A 25,602-nucleotide genomic window follows, 5' to 3' on the forward strand; every position below is an offset into this window, starting at 1 on the left:
GCACCTACTCCCAGAACTCCTCGACCTCCGGTACGCGATTGAAGGCGATCTTGGCGCCGACGAAATCGTGCAGTTTCGGGCGCGGGCCGATACTGACGCGATCCTTGCCAAAGCGCTCGTTCAACCCGTCCAGCGCCTTGAGCAGCTTCATGTGCCGCCCGTCCTCCTGAACCGCCGGACTGTAGCCGAACAGGTCCGGTGGCGTATCCGCCGGGATCATCTTCAGGCAGGTGACCGACACCTTCTGGATGCGCGGCTGGTTCAGCGTCCGGGCGCATTGCCTCCACATGTCGTCTATGGCTTCCAGCAGACGAAACGTATCCGACGTCGCCGGAAACACCCTTTCGGCCTGGGCGCGACCGGACTGAACGCCGCGAATCGACAGATGCAGCCCGCCGCATTTGAATCCCATTCGCCGCAGCCGCGTCCCGCACTTGACCGTCAACCGTCGCGCCACGGGTCGGGCGGCCTCCACCGGACGCAGTTCCGACGCCAGAACGTGCGAATGGCTGATCGAATGGCGCTCGGTGACGGTTTCCGGCGGATCGATCCCGTGCAGAGAATACCAGAAATTATCGCCGCCGATACCGCCCCACAGCTGCCGCAACCGCGACGGACTGAGGTGCCAGAGTTGCCGCACCTCCGAAATCCCGGCTTTGAACAGCCGCCCCTTCATCGCCGTCCCGATGCCGGGAAAATCGCCGACATCGAGGTCGAGCAGTGCTCCCGGCAGGGTATCCATGCGCAGGACCGTCATCCCCAGCGGCTTCATCATGTCGGCGGCCGTCTTGGCCAGCATGCGCGACGGCGCAATCCCGATCGAGGCGGTCAGGCATTCGCCGACCCGCTCCAGAATGCGCGTCTGGATGCGATGGCTCAGCGCCCGCGCCGCCGCCTCGTGCCGCTGCGGCCCCATCAGGCGGCAGGCGACCTCATCGATGGAGCACACCTTGTCCACCGGAATGACCGTGTCGACCACACCGAGGATGCGATGATGGATATCGACATAGAGGTCCGGCCGCGCTTCGATCTCCACCAGACCCGGACACATCTGCCGCGCCAGAGCAACCTGCGTGCCGGTTTTGATTCCCAGTGCCTTGGCTTCGGCACTGGCGGCAATGGCGCAGGTATAGGCGCTTTTCACCGGCACGACGATCAAGGGCCGACGCCGCAGTTCCGGTCGCATCTGCTGCTCGCAACTGGCAAAAAAGGCGTTCATGTCGAGGTACAGCCATTTCAGGCCACCCCCGTCGTCCCCGTCATGTCCTGAATCTGCCTTTTGCATATTCAGAACATAACAAGAACAAATTTAAGAAGTCAAGTCACCTTATTTGATGCAGCCATCGCCTTCGCTGACGCCCGCCGTGACCTGTCCGCCCGCGACGGTAAAGCGCGTTTCGCAGGTCAGCTTGATATTGTCCTTGCTGACCTTGGTGCCGCTGCCCGACGATTTGAGGCGCGAACCGGTCGAAAGCTCCTCGCTCTGCTCGGTGCGGTCGATATTGCTGGACGTCGTCGCCTTGCTGATCTCGCGCTTATAGGTCCAAACCTCGGCGCCGCCTTCGCCCGCGACCGTCGAGTCGGGCTTGCCCCACGAGGCCAGGACCGCTGCCGAACCCTGTCCGACAAAGCTTTCCGGCGCTGCCCGCAACGGTGCCGTCGCACACGCCGCCAACCCGGCCATCGCCAGCCCCAATACCACCACGCCCTTTATCGAAACCCGCATCGTCTTAATCCTCAGTGTAAATTTCCGGAAACAAAAGCGGTATCATACTGAACTATCGCCTGACAATCTCTGCTTGGGGGTGCGCGGAGACACGTGACCTTAACAACTGCGTGACTTTCGCCTGCCCCCGAAATCTATCGTTCGCAATCGCACACAAATGGACTATAGGGGTCAGATGTCAGTCACCCAGCCCCAGCCGCACACGCCGGAACCGGACGCCGAAACTTCGGACACCGAGCCCGCGCCAAAGACGATAAAAGCCAAGAAAACCTCCATAAAATCCGCCATTCAGGACAACAGCGCGCTGAGCGTCATGTTCGGCGTCGTCTTCATCAATCTGGTGGGTTTCGGCCTGCTCGTGCCGCTGTTGCCGTTCTTCGCTCAGCAACTTCAGGCCGACGCCTGGCAGGTGACCCTGATGTTCGCCGCCTATTCGCTGGGGCAATTTTTCGCCGAACCGCTGTGGGGTAGCCTGTCGGACAAGTGGGGCCGCAAACCGGTTATGGTCATCACGGTCGCCTCCAACGTCCTGTTCTATATATTGCTGGCCTTTTCGCCGAATATCTGGTGGGCGATCCTGATCCGTTTCTTCAACGGCATAGGCTCCGGTAACGTGTCGTGCATCCAATCCTATGTGTCGGACATGTCCGAGCCGCATCAGCGCGCCTCGCGCATGAGCCTGATCGGCGCGGCCTTTTCGCTGGGTTTCGTGGTCGGCCCCGTCATCGGCGGGGTGCTGGTCCACGAAGACGCCGGCATGGCCGGGTTTCAGTTGCCGTTATTCGTCGCCGCCGGTCTGTCGGCAGTCGCGACGCTGGGCGTGCTCTTCTTTGTCAAGGAAAGCCGTCAGCGTACACGCACCATGGCGCCGCCGGAAAAATTTCGTGAAACCTTCGCTCAGGCGCGCAGAAACCCCGTCATCAGCCGCGTCATCCTGGCCACCCTGTGTTACATGGCGGCCTTTGCCGGGCTTGAAGCGACTTTCGGCTTGTGGGCCAAGGCGCGCTATAACTGGCACGCCCACGAAATCAGCCTGATCTTCCTGTTTATCGGAGTCACCGCGGCCCTGATGCAGATGGTCCTCACCCGTCCGCTTGTGCGTCGCTATGGCGAGGCCCGCGTACTGGCGATGGGGCTGATTGTCTTCGGGTTGGGCTTTTTGCTGCAAGGCATCAACCGGTTGCCGTTCCTGATCACGCCGCTGGTCATGTTCGCGACGCTGGGTCAGGCGGTTATTTTTGCCTCGATCTCGGCCCTGATCTCCAAGGCCACCCCGCCCGACCGACAAGGTGCCATGCTGGGTCTCAACATGGCCACGGGGGCCACAGCCCGCATTGCCGGTCCGGTCATTGCCGGCTTTTTGTTCAGCCTGATCGGCCCGGATGGCCCTCTGTGGTTCGGGGCGCTGATGTGTTTCCCGGCGGCACTTCTGGCGCTCAAGGTGGAAAAGGTCGAACGACGGCTGGCGGCAGACACCGAATAAGGGGTTTTTACAAAAAAACGCAAAAACAGGGGAAAACTTGGTTTTGGGCCTTGCGTTTGAAAATCGAAAAGACTAATTGTCCGCCCTCGCCGCCGCTGAGGCTTCTCAATGAGGCGAGACACGGAAATGGTACGCACTCGTAGCTCAGCTGGATAGAGCATCAGACTACGAATCTGAGGGTCAGGAGTTCGAATCTCTTCGAGTGCGCCATCCGCTTTTCTGAATGAAATCAGGTCCTTCGGGGCCTTTTTTCTTGCCTGAAATCCTGAGATCTTCGGGCCGATTTACAGTCGTTTTACAGTTTGGTTTACAGGTCGCCGGTCACCCTTGGTTCCCGCCTGATCAGCACAGGTCGGCCTCGCTCAGGTGGCCGCGCGCCACGATGCGGCGCTGGTCTTCGGAATAGGACAGGCGTTCGATCCGGCTTTCGCTGTCCGATTTGGTCACCCACAGCACGTCGAGATAATCAACGTGCCCCGTCAGAACCTTGGTCTGGTTGAGCTGTGAATTGAGCGGACCCTCGACCCCATCGTCCTTGACCTCGACCAGCCGTATCGTATCGAGCGCCCTACGGCCTTCGACGGCGATGACGAAGTCGGGAAAGAAGCGCCGCCCCGTCGCCAGCACGATGCTGACCGGCCAACCCCACGCCGGATGATCGCCATTGCGCAACCACCATTTCACCCCCGGCGCGGTATCGATAAACTGAGCGAAGACCTGTTCCGGGCGGTTCATCCTCGACGGAAACACGCCGTAGGCCGCCTTTAGCGCCTCGAACAGGCCTTCGCGATCCTCCATCTGCGCGGGCAGCGGTTCGGCGTCGATGCTTTTGGCCTGGCGGCTCTGAGCGGTACGCAGGGCGCGGCGGATGCGGTCCTGATCATAAACCGCGATCTGATCGATCACCCGCCCCAACCGCGACCGGTCGATGCCGAAATCGCCACGGGTCTCCATCGCCTCGGCAAAGCGTTCGATCAGCCGCGCGCGGAACTGGCGCGGGTCGATGTTCTCGTTGAAATTAAACGCCCCTTGCGCGGCGCGGGCCAGCTTCGCCGGTGACAGCAGGGCGGTGATGGCCTCGGTGCGCTCCTGCTGCGACAGAAGCAGCTCTTTCAGCCGCAGTTCCGCCGCCACGCCCTTTTCGTGCAGCAAGGCGATGACCCGGTCGTCGATCTCGAAGGCTTCGGCGGCGGCGCGCGCCAGATGCGGTAGCTCCGCCGGTTCGGGCATCCGCTCGGTCTTCAGCCGCAACGGCATACCCAGATCGCGGCGCAGATCATAAAACCGATGGCCCGGCTTAGGTTCGCGGTCGCCCTCACGGCGTATCGGCTCTGGCAACGGCGCACCGAACAGGTCGAGGTCGAACGGCGAGGTATTTTCCTGTACGATTTGCCGTTCGTATTCGGCTTCAAGTGCAACGGTCAGGGTCTCCGCTGTCGTCACGCTGGCGGTTAAACGATCCGGCGCGGCCTCAGGAATGATCGGTGGCGTTCCCGGCGCGACGTTCGTATCCCCGTAGGCGAAGATCGAAATCTGGTCGCTGAGGGTTTCGATCCCCGACCGCAGGGCATTCAGCGTCGCGGCGGCGGCTTCGAGGCCGCCCTGCCGGCGGGGGTCACCGATAAAGACCTGCGCCCGGTCGAGCAGCATATCCTGCCCGTGGATCGGCCGGACCCGCGGATGGACGCGCATGATGCGGCCCACCACCTGCAAGCCGAACTCCGGCGACAGACTGGGGCGCAGGCTGGCCAGGGTCCAGGCGCGCGGGGCGTCGAAGCCCGTGGCGGCGGCGACTTTGAAGATCAGCACCTCGCAGTCCTCGTCATAGGCCAGACTGTGGAAAGCCGGGTCGGGGCTGCCCGAAGTATGGGTGCGGATGACGTCGTCCGGCACGCCGACCTGACGCAGGAGGTCGGCGACGGCCCGCACCGGGTCCGGCCCTTTCTCCTTCTGATTTTCGATCTGCACCAGCAGCAGCGGCGTTAGGGTGATGCCGCGCTCGCGCAGCCGCGCCTTGACCTTGAGGTGATGGACCCACGCCGCGCGCAGCAGCGTCGCATCGGCGTCGATGGCGGCGCGCTGGCTCTCATTGAGCAGCAGGGCGGCGGCAACCAGCCCTCGCTTGTTCAGACCCGCGCGGACCACTTCGTCGCGAGCGATTTCGATGCGGTTGGGTGGTCCCAAACCGGCGCTTTTCATAAAGGTCGAAAGCTCGCGATCCTTCGGCGTCGCCGTGGCCAGCAGTGTGATGTCCGGGCGCAGATGCTCCAGATAGAAGCTGGCGGCGCTCTTGGCGTTCATGCCGAAATTGACGTGGGCCTCGTCGATGATGCAACCGATGAACCAGCCGTCTTCGCGCAGTTGCGCGATCAGGTCGTCGAGCGACAGACTGCGTTCGCCGCTGCGACGCAGGCGGCGCGCCTCGCGGTTACTTGTAGCGACCGAGGCCCAGGTCGTCACATAGACGTCGCCGGGACGCCGCGCCGAGGGTTCGCGGTCGGCCATGATATCGCACGGCTTCAAGCCGGTGCAGTCCTTGCGCAAAGCGGTCTGCGTCTGGGTGACCAGCCCCGCATAGGGCGCGAACCAGAACCAGATCGTGCCCCTGAACCCGGCGGCGATGGAGGCGGCCTCCAGCGTCAGGGCCTCCAGTGTGCGGCCGAGAATCAGGGTCTTGCCGGAGCCGGTCGGCGCGGTCAGCAGGCTGACGCCGTGTTCGCGGGCGATGTCGAACCGTCTTAACGGCGCATAGGCGATTTCGCGCTGGGTCTTGCCGATTTCGGCGGCGAGGGTTTCCACCGCGCGGACCTGATAGGGCGCGAGGACGACCGGACTGCGGCGCGTAGTGCGCGGGACGTGGTCGGTGGCGGATTCGGTGACGAACGGCGGGCTCATACGGCGAACCGGTCGGTCAGGGCGGCAGGCAGTCGGTGGATCTCGGCCTCGACGCCATACAGCGCATCGCGCGCCAAGGCGGGCGTCCACGTATAGAGATGCAGCGGACGCGGATCGGCGGCGGCTTTCTCCAGTGCGCTCATCGCCCCGCTGACCGACAGATCGTGGACGTAAAGCACGCGCACAGCGTCGATCTCGTGTGTTTGCACCGGTTGCGTCGCCCCCCACGGGATCAGCGGCAAGCTGTGGATCGCCTGCACCGACAACCAGATGTCTTCGCCGGTCAGCACGCCCTCGTCGTGCAACTCATCGATGGGCCGTCGATGCGTGCGCAGATAGGCAAACGGCGCGACCGATCCTTTATCCAACGCCCGCGCGGAGTGATTGAGCAAACGGATGCGCTGCGCCGTGACATCGCGGCAGATATTGCGGTCACGGTCGGCCTCGGTCGCCTCGTCGTGGCTGACCATGATGAAGCGACGGTCGCCCTGATTTTCCGTATTGAGGTCGATCACCGCGTGGGCCGTAGTCGCCGATCCGGCGAAGAAATCGAGTACCGTATCGCCGGGGCTGGTCGCCTGCCGGATCAGTTCGCGGATCAGCGACAGGGGCTTGGGGTAGTTGAAGACCTTGGCCCCGAACAGGGCTTTCAGCGCCTTGGTCCCCTCGTCATTGGTGCCGCTGACGATGGTGTTGTCGGTGCCGCGCGTCTGGCTCTCCGAGGTCGGCGTGATCCATGACGATAGAGGTTGGGTTTCGTTTTTCAGATCGCCTTTGTAGCGTTTGAAGGCGGGCGTACCGAAGCCCACCGTCTTGCCGACCCAGAAATCGAGGTCCGGCATATCGGCCCAGATTTTCACCGTCGCCCCGGATTTAGGCACATCGCCGGAAGCTATGGCGGCCAGCAAATCGGCTTTGGTGGTCCAGACGGCGGTTTGTTGATTCACTGGAAAATGAATCTGGCCCTTGTCAATCCAGTCTTCCATGACCGCGGTTTTGACCTTCTGATCGGCCTTACCGAATTCCCGGCTGGCATAGCGCCAGACATTACTGGGGTTGGCGGGGTAATAGATGCCGGTTTCAGGGTCACGCAGCGGATAAAAAGCGTTAGGTCGTTCCTGATAACTCTTCGGTTGGGTCAGGTTATCGAGCCGATAGTTATCCTTTCGGACAGCGTCATATAACCGGTACATCTCGAACGTCTTTTCCGTACCCCCAAAGCGGAAACCGGGATTGGCATAGACCAGCACGTGCTCGTGATTGACCGAGAGGAACGGCCCTTCGGTATCGTTGCCGCCCGTGCGCGAGCGCCAGACAAGGCTGCCGATCTTCATCCGCGGCAGGGTCTGATCCAGCATCAGTTCCAGCAGGGCCCGGTTCTCGTCATTGATATTGACAAGGATCACGCCGTCTTCGGTCAGCAGGTCGCGCGCCAGAACAAACCGCCGGTGCAGGAACTCCAGCCACGTCGTGAAGCCGAAACCGCTTTCGCCGGGATCGAGATAACGGTCGTTATAGGCCCAGGATTCGCCGCCGGTATTGTAGGGCGGATCGACGAAGATACATTTCACCTGCCCCTTCATCGTCATGCGCAGCCAGCGCAAGGCGTCGAAATTATCCCCCTCGATGACGAGGTTCGCCCACGGCGACGCACCCTCGCACAGGGCTTCATCCAGCCGCAAAGTGACGAAATCGTCGTTGAAGGCCTGATCGCGTTCGGCCTTGTCCGGCGCCCAGTTCAGACCGATGCGCGCCCGGTCGCGGTCGCGCCGTTCCAGCAACGCGATCAGTTCGTCAGGCGACAGGTGGTCGTAGGTGCGCGCCTTTATGTCCGTCGATGTATCCGCCACGTCCCCACCCCTCACGTCCCGATCTTGTATTTCAAGATTAATCAACTTTTAGATGATTTGACAAGCCAATCGCCCAAAGATTGCAATCAATCGCTTGCGCTATCGAAGGGTTTCGGTTTCGCTTGAAGCTTGGGCGTGTTTATTTGTACGATAATGAAAACAGAGACAGGGACCGCCATGACCAGCCTGAACCGCCGCCATTTGCTGCAAAGCGCCGCCATTGCCGGAGCCGTTGTCGCGGCCCCCGCCGTCGCGGCGAACAGCGTTGCCCCCGCCGCCAAACTGCTCCCCGAAGACGACCTGGGCCCGCGCGAACGGATCAGCCTCGATTTCGACTGGCGGTTCCACTTCGGCCATGCGACCGACCTGAAAAAGGATTTCAAGTACGGCGCCAATCAAGCAACCCACGCCAAACAGGGTGCCAATGTCGCCGAATGCCTGACCGCCGATTACGACGATTCCGCGTGGCGAAAGCTGGACCTGCCGCACGACTGGGCGGTGGAACTGCCCTTCGTCAACAATCCCGACTACACACCGCAAAAGCCGGACGACCGCGATCCGCCGTCGGACCACGGTTATAAGCCCATCGGTCGTAACTTTCCCGAAACCTCCATCGGCTGGTATCGCACCGAGGTGCCGGTCTCACCCGCGGATAAGGGAAAGCGCCTGTGGATCGAGTTCGACGGCGTGTTCCGCGACTGCGTGGTCATGCTCAACGGCTTTATCCTGAAACGGCAGGAGAGCGGCTATACCTCGTTCAGCGTCGATATCACCGACTTCATCAATACCGACGACAAGCCGAACATTCTGGTCGTTCGCGTCGACGCCACGCAGGGCGAAGGCTGGTTCTATGAGGGCGCGGGCATCTACCGCCATGTCTGGCTGGTCAAGGCCAATGCCGTGCATATTCCGCAATGGGGCGTCTGGGTGCGCGGCCAAACTGACGGCACGGTCGAGATCGTCACCACGGTGCGCAATGCGGCAGACTCACCAAGAACGATTACCGTCTCGCACAGCACGGCTAGAGCTGGAAAACTGGATTTTACCGGTAGTACCGGGAATATTTCTCTGGACGCCAACCAAACCGACACGGTTGGACAGTCCCTGAGAATCGATGCGCCGAACCTGTGGTCACTGGAAGATCCGTATCTCTATCGGTTGGAAACAACTCTCCTCGAAGGTGAGAAGGTGATCGATACCCAGATCACCTGGTTCGGCCTGCGCGATATCCGCTTCGACGCCGAAAAAGGCTTCTTCCTCAACGACAAACCGGTCAAGCTCAAGGGCACCAACAACCATCAGGACCATGCCGGTGTCGGCGCGGCCATCCCCGATGCCCTGCAAATCTGGCGGCTGGAACGCCTGAAGGAGATGGGTTCCAACGCCTATCGCTGCTCGCACAATCCGCCCACCCCCGAAGTGCTGATGGCCTGCGACCGGCTGGGCATTCTGGTCATCGACGAGACGCGCAAGATGTCATCCTCTGAAGAGGGGCTCTATCAGCTTGAGGCGATGATCCGCCGCGACCGCAACCACCCTTCGGTCATCGCCTGGTCGATATGCAACGAGGAGCCCCTGCAAGGCACCGAACGCGGCATAGCGGTGGCCAAAACCATGAAGGCCCTGTGCAAGCGCCTCGATCCGACGCGTCCGGTGACGGCAGCGCTCGACAATTCCTACGGCAAGGGCATCACCTCGGTCGTCGACGTGCTGGGCTTCAACTACCGGCACGGCCAGATGGAAAAGTTCCACGCCGACTTCCCCAATATCCCGATCTACGGTTCGGAAACCGGTTCGACCGTCTCGACGCGCGGTGAATACGTCACCGACCGCGACAAAGCCTATGTCCGCGCCTACGACACCGAACACCCGTGGTGGGCCTCGACGGCGGAGGCCTACTGGCCTCTGTTCGACGAGAAGGCCTTTATTGCGGGCGGCTTTATCTGGACCGGCTTTGATTACCGCGGCGAGCCGACGCCCTATCCGCGCTGGCCGTCGATTTCCTCGCATTTCGGCATTATGGACACCTGCGGCTTTCCGAAGGACAACTATTACTATTACCGCGCCTGGTGGAAGGCCGAGCCCTTGCTGCACCTGTTCCCGCACTGGAACTGGGAAGGCAAGGAAGGTCAGACCATCCCCGTCTGGGTCCATTCGAACCTTGATGCGGTCGAGCTGTTCGTCAACGGCAAGTCGGCGGGCAAAAAGGACGTGGTGAAGAATCGCCATCTCGAATGGGACGTCGTTTATCAACCGGGGAAGATTCAGGCCTTTGGCTATAAAAACGGCAAGGTCGTGATGAAGCAGACGCGCGAAACGGCGGGCCCGGCGGCGAAGCTGGTGCTGACCGCTGACCGCACCGCGCTTTGGGCCGACGGGCAAGATGTCGCGGTCCTCAAGGTCGAGGCCTTCGACGCCAAAGGCCGTCCGGTGCCGCGCGCCGGTCATCTGGTCACCTTCGAGGTCAGCGACGCGGGCACGAACGCCGCGCTCATCATCGGGGTCGGCAACGGCAATCCGACCAGTCACGAGGCGGACAAGGCCTCGCAGCGCAAGCTGTTCAACGGTCTGGCGCAGGCGATCGTGCAGACCGGGCGCAGCGCCGGCGCCATTCGGGTCACGGCCTCTGCGGCAGGTCTGCGTTCGGCGACGATCGGCCTTGCGGCGTCTTATAAATAATCAGGGCGGGGTTTTTATTTGCCCCGGCAGCGGGGGCGCCTATATTGCACCTGATCGAGTTTTAAAACGAGGCCGCCATGCGCTCCCCCGCCTTCCTGACGCGCCGCCTGTTCGCCTCCGCCCTGCTGGTGCTGGGCCTGAGCGGCTGCGCGACCCTGACCCCAAAGTCCGAACCGGCGGCGTTCAAGCCGGTGGTCGCCGCCGCCAATCCGCTGGCGGCCAAGGCGGGTATGGACATACTGGAAAACGGCGGCACGGCCATCGACGCCGCCGTCGCAGTACAGGCGGTGCTGGGGTTGGTCGAGCCGCAAAGTTCCGGCCTCGGCGGCGGGGCCTTCATGGTCTATTACGACCACAAGACCGGCAAGACCACCGCCTATAATGGCCGCGAAACCGCCCCGAAATCGGCGACCGGCAAGCTGTTCCTCAAGGCCGACGGCACGCCCCTGCCGTTCAACGAGGCCGTCGTGTCGGGCCGCGCCACAGGTGTTCCCGGCGCCGTCCTGATGCTGGAAATGGCCCACGCCGAACACGGCAAACTCAAGTGGAAAGACCTGTTCGGTTCCGCAGAGACGCTCGCCGACGAAGGCTTCATCATCTCGCCGCGTCTGGGCAACTATCTGGCGTCGGCTGCCTTCCCGCAAAGCCAGACCCCCGACGTCATTGCCTATTTCGGCGATGGCAATGGCGGCTGGAAAAAAACAGGTGAGCGGCTGAAAAACCCGGCCTATGCGCAGACCGTGCGGACCTTGGCCGACAAGGGCGCGGTCATCTTCCACGAAGGCGCTTTGGTCGATGCCATCATTGCGAAAACGCACCAAGGCCCCCTGCCCGGCGACCTGCAACCCGACGATTTCAAGACCTATTTCCCGAAACAGGGCGAAGCGGTCTGCGACACCTACCGCGTCTATATCATCTGCGTCCCGCCGCCGCCGTCGTCCGCCGTGTCGCTGTTGCAGGCACTGAAGATCATCGAGGCTTTCCCGATGAGCGACTACGCCAACGACGCCCGCGGCTGGCAGGTAATCATCGAGGCAGAGCGCCTGATGTACGCTGACCGCGATCAGTATCTGGCCGACGACGACTTCGTCGACGTCCCCGTGAAAGCCCTGCGCGATCCGGCCTATATCAAAACCCGCGTCGCTCTGATCACCATCGGCAAGGCCTCGCCCGCGCCGACCTTTGGCGTGCCATCGAAGGCGGTGGTGTGGGCAAAAGACAATACGCATGAGCCTGCCGGGACGACGCACATGGTCATCCGCGACCGCTACGGTAACGCCGTGTCGATGACGACGACGGTCGAGAGCATCTTCGGCACCGGGCGCATGGTCGGAGGGTTTTTCCTCAATAATCAGTTGACCGACTTCTCCTTCACCCCGGTGACGAAGGACGGGCAAAAAGTCGCCAATGCCGTCGAAGGCGGCAAGCGCCCGCGCTCGTCGATGGCCCCGGTGCTGATCTTCGACAAGAACAAGAACTTCATCGGCATGGTGGGTTCGCCCGGTGGCACCTCGATCCTGTCCTATAACCTCAAGGCGCTGGTGGGCGTCCTCGATTGGGGCTTGCCGATGGCCGACGCCATCGCTTTGCCCAATGTCGTGGCGCGCGGCGACGCCATCCGCATCGAAGCGCCTCTGATGAAGCCGGAAATTCTGCAAGGGCTGAAGGGCATGGGCTATACGATTCAGGAAGTCACCGGCGAAAACTCCGGCCTGCATGGTGTCATGTTCCGCGAGGGTAAGATCGATGGCGGGGCCGATCCGCGCCGCGAGGGCGTGGTGCTGGTGGGCGAATGAGACCAAGCATCGTCATCCTGACGGGGGCGGGGATTTCGGCGGAATCGGGCGTGCCGACGTTTCGCGCGTCTGACGGTCTGTGGTGCGGCCACCGCGTCGAAGCCGTCGCCACGCCGGAAGGCTTCGACGCCAATCCGGTGCTGGTGCACGACTTCTACAATCAACGCCGGGCGCAGTTGAAAGACGTCGCCCCCAATGCCGCGCATGAGGCTCTGGCGCGGCTGTCGGCGGCGTATGATGGCGACGTGCTGCTGGTAACGCAAAATGTCGATGACCTGCACGACCGGGCGCATCGGAATGTTGTGCCAAAACGCGGCTTCGGCCTGATCCATATGCACGGGGAACTGCTCAGGGCGCGCTGTGTCGAAACCGGCAAGAGTTGCGACTGGTCGGGCGATATGCTGATCGACACGCCTTCGCCGTTCGGTGAAAGCGGTTTGCGACCTGATATCGTCTGGTTCGGAGAAATGCCGTTCGAGATGGACCGCATCTACGACGCCCTGTCGGGCTGCGGCCTGTTTATCTCCATCGGCACGTCGGGCAATGTCTATCCCGCTGCCGGGTTCGTTCAGGAGGCCCGCCGGGCCGGAGCGCATACGGTGGAGTTGAACCTCGAACCCTCGCAGGGCCAGAGTTTGTTCGATGAGAAGATCTACGGCCCGGCGACCGAGGTCGTTCCGGCGTTCGTCGAACAGTTACTATCCTAATCACATCTGATTAAGGTCAGTACCTTAAGGACCGGTGCGTCAGGTGTACTGGCCTTTTCGTAGACCTCTCCCTTTTCGCCGACATATTTGTACGTCATCATTTTTGATCTGTTAAATTCTATAAAATACGCATCGTTTTCCATGCTGGACTTCGCCCGCATTTTTCCTTCGGAACCTGTCTGCGACAATTCTGCTATTTTAAAATATATGTACTTATGAGCCGTGCCATTTGCCGTGATCAAACTGATCCGGCTGCCAGAAATTTCAAAAGATTGTTCGCCTTTACAACCTTTCGACGCTGATGCCCATTTACCTGCAATACCGGCCTTTTCCGCAACGCCGGAAGACTGACCAGGTGAGCAGCCCGCAACCGCAAGCGACACTACCAAATTTATAACTATGTTTGAAAACTTGACCACGTGCATCCCCCGACTCAGCAGACGTCACGGATACAACTTCAGGCGTTAAAAATACAAAAAGCCTTGGGTATAGTTACACCTTTTTCCTCCTGTGATTCAAAACACCTTCACGCCCGTGCAGCCGTTCATCTCGATCAGCAGCAGCAGGTCGATCAGGGCCTGAACCGGAGCCGTACCGAAATCGACGTGCAGATTGTCCCCGTCGATGATCAGCGAATGGATATGGCCGGAAAAGCGTGAATCGAGATCGACATTGACGTCGTCCGGGTCGAACCAGGTCTCGAACCACGCCTCGATCCCCTGTACGCCGCCGCCTTCGTGCGGCATGGGCGCGTCGGCCAGCGTCAGGTTCATGTCGTGCCAGCTTAAGGCCTCAACCGTCATCTCCATTTCGCCCAGAGTCACCTCGATCGGTTCAAAGGTCACCTCTTCTTCGGGGGCCAGTTCGATAATGCGCGGCGATTCCGACTCTTCCGGATCGACGGTGATGAAGTCGGCACAGTACAGGCCGCGATAAAGACCGGAGTCCTCGGCGACCATGACCTTGATTTCCGGCGTCCCCTCCGGATAGGCCTTCAACTGCGTGTCGGCAAAATTTACGAACTGCCCGACATAGGAGTCGCGCGCCAGTTCGATCAGTTCCTCAAACTCCATAACGACCTGCTCGACCAACCTATTCAAACTGCGCGAAGAAGGACTGCGACCGCGGCAGTTCCTGATAGCGGTGGACCTTGACGCCCATGACCAGACCGAAGCCGATCATCACCGTCATCATAACCGAGCCGCCGAACGACAAAAGCGGCTGCGGCACGCCGACGACGGGGGCCAGTCCCATGACCATCGCCCCGTTGATCAGCACATAGAGCGCGAAGGTGGCGGTCGTCCCCGCCGCCGCCAGCCGTCCGAAGTGGCTGTGCGACAAGGTGGCGATGCGCAGCGCCATATAGATCGCTGCCGCATAGAGCGCAAACACCGTAAACCCGCCGACGAAGCCCAGTTCCTCGCACACCGCCGCCAGAATGAAGTCGGTGTGCTTTTCCGGCAGGAAGCTCAGTTGCGACTGCGACCCCAGCCCCAGCCCCTTGCCTAAAAAGCCGCCGGAGCCCATGGCGATCTTCGATTGCAGGATGTGATACCCTGCCCCCGACGGATCGGCTTCCGGATTGAGGAAGGTCAGGACGCGGTCGCGCTGATAGTCGTGCATGACGAAGATGACGAAGAACGGAATGGCCACGGCGGCGGCGGCGGCCGCGGCCCCGATGATGCGCCAGTCGAGGCCCGCCACGACCATCACCGTCACGCCCGTCAACAGGATCAGCATGGCCGTCCCCAGATCCGGCTGGTGCGCCACCAGCAGCACCGGCACCAGAATCATCGACAGCGGGATGATCAATTTCCACGACAGGGTAGCGTCCTTGATCCCCGCTTCGTGGTACCAGCGCGCCAGCGCCATGACGATGGCCAGCTTCATGAATTCGGACGGCTGGATGTCGGTGATGCCGATGTCGAGCCAGCGCTGGGCGCCCATCTTGACCTCGCCGAACAGCTCGACCGCCACCAGCAAGAGCAGCGAAATGGCATAGGCCGGGTAGCACAGTTGCAGCCACCAGCGCAGATCGACCAGCGACAGCGCGATCATCAGCACGAAGCACAGGCCGAAGCGCAGCAGGTGGTTATAGGCCCACGGCTCCCACGACATGCCGCCGACGCTGTAGAGCACCAGCGCCCCGATCCCGGCGATCAGCGACAGGACCAACGCGAAGCCCCAGTCGACCTGAAGCAGTTTGACATCGTAACGTTCGCGTTCGCCCCGCCGGGTCATTGCGCTTTCGGCCATGATGTCCTCAATCGGCAGGTGGAATGGTGGGGTCGGGGTTCGGCACATCGACGATGTCGGGTACCGGTCCGGCGGCAGCGGCGGCGGCGTCTTCGACCGGCACGGGTCGCACGATGCGCGCCTGCATGGCGGGGTCCTTGAGCAGCGCCACCTTCATGATCTCGCGCGCCTTGGGCGCCGCGAAGGCCGCGCCGCCGACCCCGTGCTCCAGCACCACGGCCAGGGCGTATTTCGGATTATCGGCGGGCGCGTAGCAGACGAACAGGCCGTGGTCCTTGAACTTCCAGATGCTGGCCTTACGCGTCTTGGCGTTGTCGTAGGAATGGACCTGCGCCGTACCGGTCTTGCCGCACAGTTTGATGTCGCCGAGATTGAGCTGGGAATTGCGATAGGCCGTGCCGTCGGCGTCGTTCGACACCATATACATACCTTCGCGCACGACCTGAAGATGTTCAGCCGGAATATCGATCGGTTTGAAGACAACGTTCTTGTCCACCGCACCGATTTTCTTGATCAGGTGCGGCGTCACCGCCTTGCCACCATTGGCGATGCGCGCCGTATAGACGGCCAGTTGCAGGGCTGAAACGTTGGTGTAACCTTGCCCGATAGCCACCGACAGGGTCTCACCCGGATGCCATTTCGGATCCTTCGGACGCAGGCGGGAACTTCCGTCGAAATAGGTGCGCTTCCACTCTGTCGTGGGCACCAATCCCTTCTTTTCGCCGGCGATCTCAAGATCGAACAGTTCGCCCAGACCCAGCTTGTGCGCGGTGTCGTGGATGCGGTCGACGCCGGCACGGTTGCACATATGGTAGAAATAGACGTCACACGAATATTTCAGGGCGTGGCGCATATCCACCGACCCGTGGCCGCTCTTCTTGTGGCAATAGAAGGTGCGGTTGCCGAAGCGGTAGGAACCGGGGCAATGGACGCGCTCTTCCGCCGTCACCCCGGCGGCCAGCAGCGCCAGCGCCGTGTTCATCTTGAAGGTCGAGCCGGGCGCGAAGGTCGAGCCGATGGCCTTGTCGAGCAAAGGCAGGCGCTCGTAATCGGCCAGCAGGCGATAGGCCTTGCTGGAGATGCCCGACACGAACAGGTTGGGATCGAAGGCCGGGGCCGAGGTCATGCACAGGATTTCGCCGGTATGGATGTCGAGCATGACGGCACTGCCGGAATCCTGCTCGAAGACCTCTAACGCGCGCGCCTGAATCTCGGCATCGAGCGTCAGGGTGATGTCCTCGCCCGGCGTCGGCGGCTTGGTGCCGTTGGGGTCTTCGGCGACGATATTGCCGCGGGCATTGACCTCGATCTTCTGAGCGCCCGCGACGCCGCGCAGTTGCTTCTCAAACGCCTTTTCCACACCCTGTTTGCCGATGCGGAAGCTGGGGTGGAGCAGCAGCGAGTCGGGGTTTTCACCCTCGGCCTTGACGTCCTTTTCCGACACCTTGGACACGTAACCGACGACGTGGGCAAACGCCCCGCCGTAATGATAGACGCGGATTTCGTCCATCACCGCCTGCACGCCGGGGATTTCGGAGGCGTAGAGATTGACGCGCGAAAAGTCTTCCCAGCTGAGGTCCGACGCCACCACCGTCGGCACGAAGCGCTGCGACTGGCTGACGTCGCGCACGATGCGGCGGCGATTGGCCTCGGTCTGCGGCAGGACGTAGGAAATCTGGTCCAGCGTCTGATCGAGGTCTTCGATTTCGTTGCGGATCAAAAGCACACGGAAGCTGGGGCGGTTGCCGGCGATGACATTGCCGTTGCGGTCGAGAATTTGCCCACGTGGCGGCGGCAGGATGCGGAAATTGAACTGATTGGCCGCCGACAGCTTCTTGTACTTTCCGCCCTGCACCAGTTGCAGCAGGGCCAGTTGCCCCTGCAAAGCAAATATGCCGAGCGCCGTCAGCCCGCCCATCAGGAAGATGCGGCGGTGAAACGTCCCCTGCTTCTCGTTGACGTCCTCGAAAAAGATGGAAGGTTCGCTCACGTGAACCTCACATCGGCGTGCAGGAAGCGCTCAAGCAGGGCGTGGACGAAGAAAACCAGCACCCCGGTCGCCAGCATCTGCTCGAAGACGCTGATCAGGCGCGGCACCATACCCGTATCGATGACGGTCAGGATCGTGCCCAGGGTGAAGAACAGCAGCACCGCCAGCCCGTAGGCGACCGTCACGACCCACAGGTCCTGACCGACGATATAGCTGCGGATCAGAAGTGTCGCTCCGTATACCGCCATCAGGCACAGGACGTAGAAGCCGAGCGGTGCGCCCCAGAAATAGTCGAGGAAAAAGCCGAGCCCGGCCAGCAGCAGCGGCGCGATATAGCTGGGGCGGATCAGCGGCCAGCTGAAGGCCAGAACCATCGGCCACACCGGCTCCGGCAGGTCCCAGCCGAATGGCAACGGAATGTCGGTGGCCAGAATAAAGGTCGCGACGACGCACAGCACCGCCGGGATCAGCAGCCAGTCCTGCGGCCCGATCGTGCGGCCGCCGCTGGTCCGGCGCGGCGGGCGTTTGTCGAACACCGCCTTGGCCAGACGCGCGCGACGCAGGGCGCTCTGGTTGCCCCGGCGCGTGCGGCTGGTGTTGTTTCGGCTCTGGAGCACGGTCCTAGCCTCCGCTGGCCGCGCTGGCCGAGGTCTCAGCGGGCGGTGGCGGCGGGGCCGGATTGCTGGCCGACGACGACGCGGCGGCGTTGGTCACCGGGCGCGGCTTCGGGCGATTGACGGGTGCCTGTTGCGACGACGACGAGGCAGAGGACGACGCGCCATTATTGACCGGCGTCACACCCGGCGCGGCGGCGCTGGAGGCCGAGGCGCTCGACCCGATCCCCGTGATCTTTACCGGCGGCGGGGGCGGCAGGACATCGGTGACCAGCGGCGTGCGCAGGACTTCGTCGGCGCGCGGCAGTTGCGAGAAATCCTCGAATTTCAGCACCTTGACGATGTCGATGGGGGCGCGGTTGGTATAGAGGTCGACGCGCCACACGCCGTCGACACCGCGCCGCGCTTCGCCCACGGGCAGGCCGCGCGGGAAGATACCGCCGTCGCCGGAAGTCAGGATCTGATCGCCTTTTTTCAGGACGTCCTTGCCACCGCGCACGAATTCGAGGCGCGGGAAACCACCGCCGTCGCCGACCATCATGGCGCGGGCGTCGGAGCGGGCAACCATGACCGGGATGCGGCTGACCACGTCGGTGACCATCAGGACGCGGCTGACGTCCGGGCTGACCCCCACGATGCGCCCGACGAGACCGTGTTCGTTGATCACGGGGTTGCCGAACCTGATCTTCTTGGACGCGCCCGCATCGATCAGGCGGTTGTTGTTGAACGGCCCGCGCGACACGGACACCGAGCGCGCCGTCACCGTGTCGACCGCCGGTTCGGTGCGCAGGTTGAGCAGTACCTCGTAACGGCGGTTGAGTTCCTTGGCCTGAATATAGGAGTCGCGGTACTTCTCCAGCTCCGCGACCTTCTTTTTCAGGATGCGGTTTTCATCGGCGGCGAAGAAATAGTCGTCGAGCCAGTTGGCCCCGTCGCCGACCACGTGCGCCGGGGTCGAAAGCAGGTTGTTGCTTTTGGCCGCCACGCCGTCGAAGCCGCCGCGATTGCCATAGGACGCCGCATCCAGACCGCCGCGCTTGTCGCCGAGAAACATCAGGGCGCCGACCACGCAGACCCCGGCGACGATGATCATCACCCCCCAGGTCAGCGGGAGCTTGAGGTTCTCGAATGGCTGGTTATCCCCGTATGACACGCCGGTTTCCTCAAGAGCCCACCCAGACTCTTATTACAGACTCGATATTGCAGGTTTCCGACCACCAATATCAAGGACATTTTCGTCAATTGAATGACGGCGCTAAAACCGCTGGACGATGCCTCAGAACATCCCCGAGCCGGTCACGGCTCAGAACATAGTCGAGTCGAGAATGCCCTTCATCCAGCGCGGATGCTCCAGCACCTTGCCGCAGCCGATGGCGACGCACGACAGCGGGTCTTCGGCGATGGTCACCGGCAGGCCGGTCTGATCGCGGATTTCCGAGTCGAGGCCGCGCAGCAGCGCGCCGCCGCCGGTGAGCATGATGCCCTTGTCGGCGATATCGGCGGCCAGTTCCGGCGGCGTGGCTTCCAGCGCGACCTTGACGGCCTCGATGATCTGGGCGACCGGTTCGGCCAGGGCTTCGGCGGCCTGACGCTCGCTGATGCGGACTTCGCGCGGCACGCCCTGCATCAGGTCGCGGCCCTTGACTTCGATGGCCAGGCCTTCGCCGTCGTGCGGGACGCGGGCGGTGCCGATGTCCTTCTTGATGCGTTCGGCAGTCGTTTCGCCGATCAGCAGGTTGTGGTTGCGGCGCATGAAGTTGGTGATGGCTTCGTCCATCTTGTCGCCACCGACGCGGACCGACTTGGCGTACACCACGCCCGACAGCGACAGGACGGCCACTTCGGTGGTGCCGCCGCCGATATCGACGACCATCGAGCCGGTCGGCTCATGGATCGGCAGGCCGGCGCCTATGGCGGCCGCCATAGGCTCGGGCAGCAGGCCGACGCGGCGCGCGCCGGCGTTGAGGCACGAGTCGTTGATGGCGCGGCGCTCGACGGCGGTGGCGCCCGACGGTACGCAGACGATGACCTTGGGGTTCACGAAACCCTTGCGGTTATGCACCTTGCGGATGAAGTACTTGATCATTTCCTCGGCGACTTCGAAGTCGGCGATGACCCCGTCGCGCATCGGGCGGATGGCTTCCATGTGGCCCGGCGTCCGACCCAGCATCTGCTTGGCCTCTATGCCCACGGCGTGAACGACCTTGCGGCCGCCGACGTTGCGCAGCGCCACCACCGACGGCTCGTTGAGTACGATGCCGCGCCCCTTCTGATAGACCAGCGTGTTAGCGGTGCCGAGGTCGATCGCGATGTCGTTGGAGAAGCTGCCGAAAAAGGGCTTTAACATTGGGCACTACCGATTGAGAAATTCTGTCTTTGGGGCGCCGGACGGTCCGGCATACGGCGGTTCGTACAGGCAACGCCCTTCGTATCCAAGCCCGGACTGTACGGAAAAACCCCACTTGCCCTTATCTGGAGTCAATTTCAAGGCCCCAAGACGACTATGGGTAAAAAACTTGGATTCAACCCCTTGGGGAAAAAAACAAGCTATTGATTCGTATTGAAATTACCCTTCGGGACAGCGTACGATCACACAAAATGTCATCGCCCTTGCGCGCCTGTTTGCGAAATGATCGCAAATGCGGCAAAACCTTGTCCTTAAATGACTTAGACGGTTAATTCCGGCGTTCCTGCCATTTGGCGATCAGGTGCCGTGCGGCCACGACCAGCCCCAGCCACAGGAGTCCGATCACGGCGATCAGCAGCGTCCCTTTCCAGTCGCCGCCTTCGGTCACCCGCGTGAAGAAGGTGCCGAAAATGGCGACCAGCGCCGTTTTGGGGATCGACCCCAGCCCCATGCCGAGCATGAAACCGACGAACGGCGCCCGCGACACGCCGAACGCCATATTGACGATGATGAAGGGGGCCGACGGCACGTTGCGCACGATGAACGAGGCCGAGAACGCGTTCTTGCCGATATATTCCGACAGGCGCTGCATATGGCCGCCGCCGATCTTGGCAAAGGTCTCTGCGCCGACCAGTCGCCCGACATAGAAGGTCACGGCCCCCGACACGATGGTCGCGACCCACGAATAGACGAAGCCCCACCACGGCCCGAAGGCCACGACGCAGGCGGCGATCAGGACGAACTGCGGCGCGCCGATAAAGGCCGACAGGGTAAAGACGGCGATGACGATGAAAATACCCCACGGCGAGTCGCGGTATTCGGCCATCCAGGCTTCGAATTCGTGGGTGACCTCATGGCCGAAGTCTGTCTTGCCGATCAGGAAGATGACGCCGATCATGGCGAACAGGGCCAGCGTCACCCAGATGGCGCGCATGGTCTTGGAGTCCATCTCGACGAGGAAGTCGTAGCCGCGCCGCCACAGGGGTATTTGGGCGGGCGGTTTGCTTTGCGCGTCGGAAGGGTCGGGTGCGTCGGTCATCGCCGCGATATGTGCCTCTCGCGTGTGCTGAAATCAAGACAAGAGATGTAACGGATGTGCAAGACTCGCTACTCCACGCCCGCACATTTTTTCGCCAGGCCGTCCTCCGTCTTCGCAAGAAAGCCTGCCATTTGTTCGAGCCCAGCATCGCCGCCAAGACGTGATTTATAAAAAGCCGGGTCAGCCGTCTTTGCCTCCAGCATAAGCTCATACATGCGCATTATCTTCAGGCGCATGGCACGAATTTCACGACATCCCGCTGGCGTATCTTTTCTTGCCGTCTCCTCGGACAGGGCTTCTGTATGAGGATTCAGCGACTGCGCCACGGCAACGATTTCCTCATAGATGGCCTCACCCTTCCGAGCCTCGGCAAACGAGGCCCCGAACGACGATATTCCCATCACCAATAAAAGGCATGTCATGGATTTCCGCATCATAGCCCGTCACCCCCTCTTTTAGACTTTCGGCGAGCATAACGCTTAACGGACACAGCGTGTTTTGTCACCTCGCCTGACTTGCACTTCAGCGGTTTGGGCACAAACAAAAAACCGCCGCCCCGGAGGAGGGGGCGGCGGCAAGGCGGTTCTCTTGCTAAGGAGATCGAGCGCGTCCAAAACGTGGGTAGCGGGTTTTGGACTCAAATGCGCGACAGGGACACCTATTCGAACTTGGCGCGGAAGCCGATATAGAAGCGGCTGCCGTTGTCAGCCGTGTCGTAGGTGATGGGGATCGAACCCGACTCGTTGAAGCTCAGATAGTCCGAGTTGTCGCGGCTGATGACTTCGCGCGTCAGGTTCTTGCCTTCCCAGAACAGCTCGATCGTGCGGTTGACCTTATAGGCGACGCGGGCGTCCAGATAACCGGTGGCCCGGCGGAAGATCGGCGAACCCGGATAGAAGGTGGTGGTGACCGATGCGCCCGATGTTCCGGTAAGCGGCGTCAGACCTGCCGCGTTACGCACGCCGCTGAAGCCGGTGCGATATTCGGAACGCGCCTGCCATGCGATACGGGCGTTGAGGCGACCGTCGTCGTACCACAGGTTGATGTTGTAGTAGTATTTCGACTGCGACAGCAGCGGCAGATCGCGGCCCGTCAGCGGGTCCTTGTCGACCGAGCTGCCGGCAACTTCCGATGTGCCGAGGTTGAAACCACCGCCGGTGTAACGCAGCTTCCACGGCAGGTAGGTGAAGGCCGTGCGGGCCGCCACTTCGTAGCCTTCGGTGATGCTGCCCGGACCGTCGGCATAGGTCGGAATGTCGTACTTCTTGCCGTTATACTCCATATTGTAATAGGTGACGGCGATCGGCGCGCCGACGCTGGTATTGATGCGGAAGACACCGAAGCTCAGTTGGGTGTCCTTGTTCGGATACCATTCCAGCGACAGGTTGGTGGTGCGCGCCTTGTAACCCTGCAAGTCGGGATTGCCGAGGCGACCGGAACAGGTCGAGTCGATATCGTCGCCGTTGGCATCGGTCAGCTGCTCATACTGCGCGGCGATTTCGTTACAGGTAATGACCGCGCCGCCGGTGACCTGCGTCATGCTGGGACGGGCCGCGACCTTGGCCAGCGAATAGCGGACGGCCAGCTTGTCTTCGATCGGCCAGACGGCCAGGTTGAAGCTGGGCAGGACGTCTTCGGTGCTGCGATCCGCCGAACGCTTTTCCGTCGACTTGAGCGTGTAGGTATAGGTGTAGACGCCCGCCGTCGCCGTTGCGGTCGGCACAGCGTCCCGGAAGATGACGTAGGTGGTGCCGGTGACGTTCCACTTGTTATAGCGAACGCCGAGGTTGCCGGTCACGTCCATGCCCAGAACGCGTTGCTCGAAATTGCCCATCAGGTAAGCGGTCTGGGCCGATTCCTCACCCGAATAGTAGGGCTGTTCGTAGACCTTGCCGTCCGAGGCGGTGCAGGACTTGAGGCAGTTCATGTTGTAGTTGTTGAGCCCGAACCAGTCCTTCATCATGCTGAAGGCCTTGTTGACGTCGATCGAGGTCCACGTCGTCGGCAGCGAGCCGCGGTTCGAATAGCCCGACATGAAGTCCTTGCCCGGCAGGTCGATCAGAGTATTGGTGACCAGCGACAGGTACTGATCCGACGTCAGGGTATAGACGCTGCGCAGCGAGCTGGTGCCCGTCCCCGCGGTCGTGCCGTAAACGCAGGGTACGGTCGTCGTGGCATAGGCGGTGTAGCAGGTGCGGAAATTGTCCTGAAGGATGGCGGTCGGCAAGGTGACGCCGTTGCCCAGCTCCGCGCCGACGCCGCTCCAGGCCGTGTTCTGGTACTTGCGCGCCTGAACGCCGAACTTGATGCTTTGCAGCGGCCCCATCGACTCGAAGGTCTTGGTGAAATCGAGCTGCGCCACGTCTTCGGTCGTTTCCGACATATAGGGCGTGTAATCGATCCGCACATTGGACGAATAGGGGTTGCGCGCCGTGCCGACGCCCGCCGGAGCCACCGCCGCCGGCATATAGAGCGCCGGATTGCTGGTGTTTACCGACGACGGCAGGGTGTAGGTCCACAGGCCGTTGGTCGGATCGACCTTCCACGAGATCGAGGAAATGCCCGAGATCGAATAGGAGATGACGTTCGATTCGGACTGATAGTCCGCCGAGGAGCGCCCGAAGCGACCGGTGATCAGCCAGCCGTCTTTCTTGTAGTCGAAGCCGGTTTGCAGATAGGTCGTACCGGTTTCCGCCGAGAAATCGCGGTTCTGGGTCGTCAGGCCGGCATTGGCGATATCCGCCGACATCAGGAAGTGATTGTCGCTGAACGTCATGTTCGTCATGGTCGTTTGCACAACACCGGTCGAGACGAGCGTGGTTACAGGCGCGGTCAGGCTGAAATTGTTGTCGTTCAGGCGACGTTCGATCTTGTTCGGGTTATAGTTCAGGAACACCGTCAGGGCGTCGTTGACCTTGTAGTCGAGACGGATCTGAAGGGACTGACGCGTGTCGTAACGCAGCCAGCGGCTGTAGCGCGGCAGCGACGGGACGTAGTCGTTCCACTGGTTATAGCAGTTGGCGCGGCTGTTGGTGGCGCCGTTCGAGGTGCTGTTCGACAGGGCGGCACACCCTGCCTTGGTGGTGACAGCGGCGGCGGCGGCGTCCCACGACGCCGGGATGGTATAGGTCTTTTCCGCCGAACCGTCGAGGTCGGCCGTCTGGATATAGCCTTGCTGATTGTTCGAGGTGCGGGCGATATCGCCGCCGTAGACCGTCTTGTCGTAGCTGTAATTGACCAGAACGCCCAGACGACCGTCGAGGAACTTGCGCGAGGCGACGATGGTGGCGCGCGGCGTCCAGCCGTCGATCAGGCTCATCTGCTGGTATTGCAGATTGAACTGGACGTAAGGCTTCTTGAAGTCGAGGCCGTTGCGCTGCTCGATGCGTACCGTGCCGCCGATGCCGCCGGACGTCATGTCCGCCGTCTGGCCCTTGACCACGTCGACGCTCTTGATGAGGTCCGACGACAGGTCGGTCAGGTTGGCCGAACGCCCGTCCGCCGATGCCGCGCCGAGCGTCGACATGCCGTTGACTTCGATGCGGACCAGATCGGCACCCATGCCGCGGATACTGATGCCGCCGGTCGCCCCGTCTTCGGCACGGTCAAGCGCCACCCCGGCGATGCGCGAAATGGCTTCGCCGACGTTCTTGTCCGGGAATTGCGCCACGTCGTCGGCGACGATCGAATCCTGGGTCGTCGCGGCCTTCTTCTTGCGCTGAATGGCCGACTGTTCGGACTTGCGGACGCCGACAACGACGACGTCGGTGACTTCTTCACCTTTGGCCGGTGTCGCGGTTTGCGCCTCGGCGATGCCGGACGCGCCCAGAATAGCGATCAGGGCCAGCCCCGTGCCGCTCATCAGATATCGGGCGAAGGCGCCTCTGGATAATGTGTGCATTTATATTCCCTCTAATACGCCGTCTGCGCGGCGTGCCTCTAAGCACTGCCCACAAAATGCAGGAAGGACGCGACAGCGACCCTCAGGGCGCACGTTCTCAGCCCGCAAAAGCAGGTCACGAAACGCACACGACCGGCACACCACAAACGGGGGCACAACGGTCGTCCTGTTCAGAATCGCTGGTTAACTTCACTCCCCTGCCAGGGCCCTTGTTTTTATGCGGGCCTCAGGCTGACACACCTTGTCGGATAGCCGTGAT

At 61.8% G+C, this 25,602-nt stretch carries 18 protein-coding genes and 1 tRNA gene; 5 read left to right on the plus strand and 14 right to left on the minus strand.

Annotation, left to right across the window (positions count from 1 at the left end; translation table 11 throughout):
- Window positions 1-4 precede the first annotated feature (4 nt).
- Together AEYBE204_RS26360 and AEYBE204_RS26365 are read right to left on the minus strand one after the other, a co-directional pair.
- Complete coding sequence (locus AEYBE204_RS26360) at window positions 5-1,285, minus strand: DNA-directed DNA polymerase (RefSeq protein WP_031230051.1); 1,281 nt, start codon at window positions 1,283-1,285, stop codon at window positions 5-7.
- Between the two features lie 42 nt (window positions 1,286-1,327).
- Window positions 1,328-1,726, minus strand: a complete 399-nt coding sequence (locus AEYBE204_RS26365; protein WP_023461435.1) for a hypothetical protein — start codon at window positions 1,724-1,726, stop codon at window positions 1,328-1,330.
- 175 nt (window positions 1,727-1,901) lie between these two features.
- Between AEYBE204_RS26365 and AEYBE204_RS26370 the strand changes: the two genes are divergently transcribed.
- On the plus strand, window positions 1,902-3,209 hold the full coding sequence (locus AEYBE204_RS26370) for an MFS transporter (RefSeq protein WP_023461436.1): 1,308 nt from the start codon (window positions 1,902-1,904) through the stop codon (window positions 3,207-3,209).
- Between the two features lie 133 nt (window positions 3,210-3,342).
- A tRNA-Arg gene (locus AEYBE204_RS26375) sits at window positions 3,343-3,419 on the plus strand.
- 132 nt (window positions 3,420-3,551) lie between these two features.
- On the opposite strand, the gene AEYBE204_RS26380 is transcribed toward AEYBE204_RS26375, so the two are convergent.
- Window positions 3,552-6,104, minus strand: coding sequence for a DEAD/DEAH box helicase (locus tag AEYBE204_RS26380; protein ID WP_023461437.1), 2,553 nt, complete (start codon window positions 6,102-6,104; stop codon window positions 3,552-3,554).
- The gene (locus tag AEYBE204_RS39400; RefSeq protein WP_023461438.1) at window positions 6,101-7,954 is read right to left on the minus strand and encodes a site-specific DNA-methyltransferase; all 1,854 of its coding nucleotides are present in this window, start codon (window positions 7,952-7,954) and stop codon (window positions 6,101-6,103) included. The genes AEYBE204_RS26380 and AEYBE204_RS39400 overlap by 4 nt, the downstream gene beginning before the upstream one ends.
- A 177-nt stretch (window positions 7,955-8,131) precedes the next feature.
- On the opposite strand from AEYBE204_RS39400, the gene galA reads away from it, so the two are divergent.
- The 3 genes from galA (at window position 8,132) to cobB (ending at window position 13,136) form a co-directional block, all read left to right on the plus strand.
- A complete protein-coding gene (gene galA / locus AEYBE204_RS26395) occupies window positions 8,132-10,633 on the plus strand; it encodes a beta-galactosidase GalA (protein ID WP_023461439.1) in 2,502 nt (833 codons plus the stop codon).
- Window positions 10,634-10,710: 77 nt separating this feature from the next.
- Window positions 10,711-12,429 carry a gamma-glutamyltransferase gene (ggt, locus tag AEYBE204_RS26400; RefSeq protein ID WP_023461440.1) on the plus strand — a complete coding sequence of 573 codons (1,719 nt, stop codon included), beginning with the start codon at window positions 10,711-10,713 and terminating at the stop codon, window positions 12,427-12,429.
- On the plus strand, window positions 12,426-13,136 hold the full coding sequence (gene cobB / locus AEYBE204_RS26405; RefSeq protein ID WP_023461441.1) for a Sir2 family NAD+-dependent deacetylase: 711 nt from the start codon (window positions 12,426-12,428) through the stop codon (window positions 13,134-13,136). Before ggt ends, cobB begins: the two co-directional genes overlap by 4 nt.
- On the opposite strand, the gene AEYBE204_RS40250 is transcribed toward cobB, so the two are convergent.
- The 10 genes from AEYBE204_RS40250 to AEYBE204_RS26445 all read right to left on the minus strand — a co-directional run bounded on the left by AEYBE204_RS40250 (window position 13,133) and on the right by AEYBE204_RS26445 (window position 25,343).
- Window positions 13,133-13,555, minus strand: a complete 423-nt coding sequence (locus AEYBE204_RS40250; RefSeq protein ID WP_155908278.1) for a hypothetical protein — start codon at window positions 13,553-13,555, stop codon at window positions 13,133-13,135. The two genes, cobB and AEYBE204_RS40250, sit on opposite strands and share 4 nt — an antisense overlap.
- A gap of 96 nt (window positions 13,556-13,651) precedes the next feature.
- The gene (locus AEYBE204_RS26410; RefSeq protein WP_023461443.1) at window positions 13,652-14,209 is read right to left on the minus strand and encodes a hypothetical protein; all 558 of its coding nucleotides are present in this window, start codon (window positions 14,207-14,209) and stop codon (window positions 13,652-13,654) included.
- 19 nt (window positions 14,210-14,228) lie between these two features.
- Window positions 14,229-15,392: a rod shape-determining protein RodA gene (gene rodA, locus AEYBE204_RS26415; RefSeq protein WP_023461444.1), complete on the minus strand. Its 1,164-nt coding sequence runs from the start codon at window positions 15,390-15,392 to the stop codon at window positions 14,229-14,231.
- A gap of 7 nt (window positions 15,393-15,399) precedes the next feature.
- The gene (mrdA, locus tag AEYBE204_RS26420) at window positions 15,400-17,382 is read right to left on the minus strand and encodes a penicillin-binding protein 2 (protein WP_023461445.1); all 1,983 of its coding nucleotides are present in this window, start codon (window positions 17,380-17,382) and stop codon (window positions 15,400-15,402) included.
- On the minus strand, window positions 17,379-17,999 hold the full coding sequence (locus AEYBE204_RS0120015) for a hypothetical protein (protein WP_023461446.1): 621 nt from the start codon (window positions 17,997-17,999) through the stop codon (window positions 17,379-17,381). Before AEYBE204_RS0120015 ends, mrdA begins: the two co-directional genes overlap by 4 nt.
- Before the next feature lie 4 nt (window positions 18,000-18,003).
- A complete protein-coding gene (gene mreC / locus AEYBE204_RS26425) occupies window positions 18,004-19,149 on the minus strand; it encodes a rod shape-determining protein MreC (protein WP_023461447.1) in 1,146 nt (381 codons plus the stop codon).
- A 150-nt stretch (window positions 19,150-19,299) separates the two neighbouring features.
- On the minus strand, window positions 19,300-20,343 hold the full coding sequence (locus AEYBE204_RS26430; protein WP_023461448.1) for a rod shape-determining protein: 1,044 nt from the start codon (window positions 20,341-20,343) through the stop codon (window positions 19,300-19,302).
- Between the two features lie 328 nt (window positions 20,344-20,671).
- Complete coding sequence (locus AEYBE204_RS26435; protein ID WP_023461449.1) at window positions 20,672-21,442, minus strand: TVP38/TMEM64 family protein; 771 nt, start codon at window positions 21,440-21,442, stop codon at window positions 20,672-20,674.
- Window positions 21,443-21,510: 68 nt separating this feature from the next.
- On the minus strand, window positions 21,511-21,879 hold the full coding sequence (locus AEYBE204_RS26440) for a hypothetical protein (RefSeq protein WP_023461450.1): 369 nt from the start codon (window positions 21,877-21,879) through the stop codon (window positions 21,511-21,513).
- A gap of 221 nt (window positions 21,880-22,100) precedes the next feature.
- Complete coding sequence (locus tag AEYBE204_RS26445; RefSeq protein ID WP_081724590.1) at window positions 22,101-25,343, minus strand: TonB-dependent receptor; 3,243 nt, start codon at window positions 25,341-25,343, stop codon at window positions 22,101-22,103.
- Window positions 25,344-25,602: the final 259 nt, after the last annotated feature.

The organism is Asticcacaulis sp. YBE204, from assembly GCF_000495855.1.
Lineage (GTDB): Bacteria > Pseudomonadota > Alphaproteobacteria > Caulobacterales > Caulobacteraceae > Asticcacaulis.

Bases quoted from the DNA above. Each gene is read 5' to 3' on its own strand.
- AEYBE204_RS26360 (WP_031230051.1), bottom strand. From the start codon at position 1,285: ATGCAAAAGGCAGATTCAGGACATGACGGGGACGACGGGGGTGGCCTG.
- AEYBE204_RS26365 (WP_023461435.1), bottom strand. From the start codon at position 1,726: ATGCGGGTTTCGATAAAGGGCGTGGTGGTATTGGGGCTGGCGATGGCC.
- AEYBE204_RS26370 (WP_023461436.1), top strand. From the start codon at position 1,902: ATGTCAGTCACCCAGCCCCAGCCGCACACGCCGGAACCGGACGCCGAA.
- AEYBE204_RS26380 (WP_023461437.1), bottom strand. From the start codon at position 6,104: ATGAGCCCGCCGTTCGTCACCGAATCCGCCACCGACCACGTCCCGCGC.
- galA (WP_023461439.1), top strand. From the start codon at position 8,132: ATGACCAGCCTGAACCGCCGCCATTTGCTGCAAAGCGCCGCCATTGCC.
- ggt (WP_023461440.1), top strand. From the start codon at position 10,711: ATGCGCTCCCCCGCCTTCCTGACGCGCCGCCTGTTCGCCTCCGCCCTG.
- cobB (WP_023461441.1), top strand. From the start codon at position 12,426: ATGAGACCAAGCATCGTCATCCTGACGGGGGCGGGGATTTCGGCGGAA.
- AEYBE204_RS26410 (WP_023461443.1), bottom strand. From the start codon at position 14,209: ATGGAGTTTGAGGAACTGATCGAACTGGCGCGCGACTCCTATGTCGGG.
- rodA (WP_023461444.1), bottom strand. From the start codon at position 15,392: ATGGCCGAAAGCGCAATGACCCGGCGGGGCGAACGCGAACGTTACGAT.
- AEYBE204_RS26430 (WP_023461448.1), bottom strand. From the start codon at position 20,343: ATGTTAAAGCCCTTTTTCGGCAGCTTCTCCAACGACATCGCGATCGAC.
- AEYBE204_RS26435 (WP_023461449.1), bottom strand. From the start codon at position 21,442: ATGACCGACGCACCCGACCCTTCCGACGCGCAAAGCAAACCGCCCGCC.
- AEYBE204_RS26440 (WP_023461450.1), bottom strand. From the start codon at position 21,879: ATGATGCGGAAATCCATGACATGCCTTTTATTGGTGATGGGAATATCG.
- AEYBE204_RS26445 (WP_081724590.1), bottom strand. From the start codon at position 25,343: ATGCACACATTATCCAGAGGCGCCTTCGCCCGATATCTGATGAGCGGC.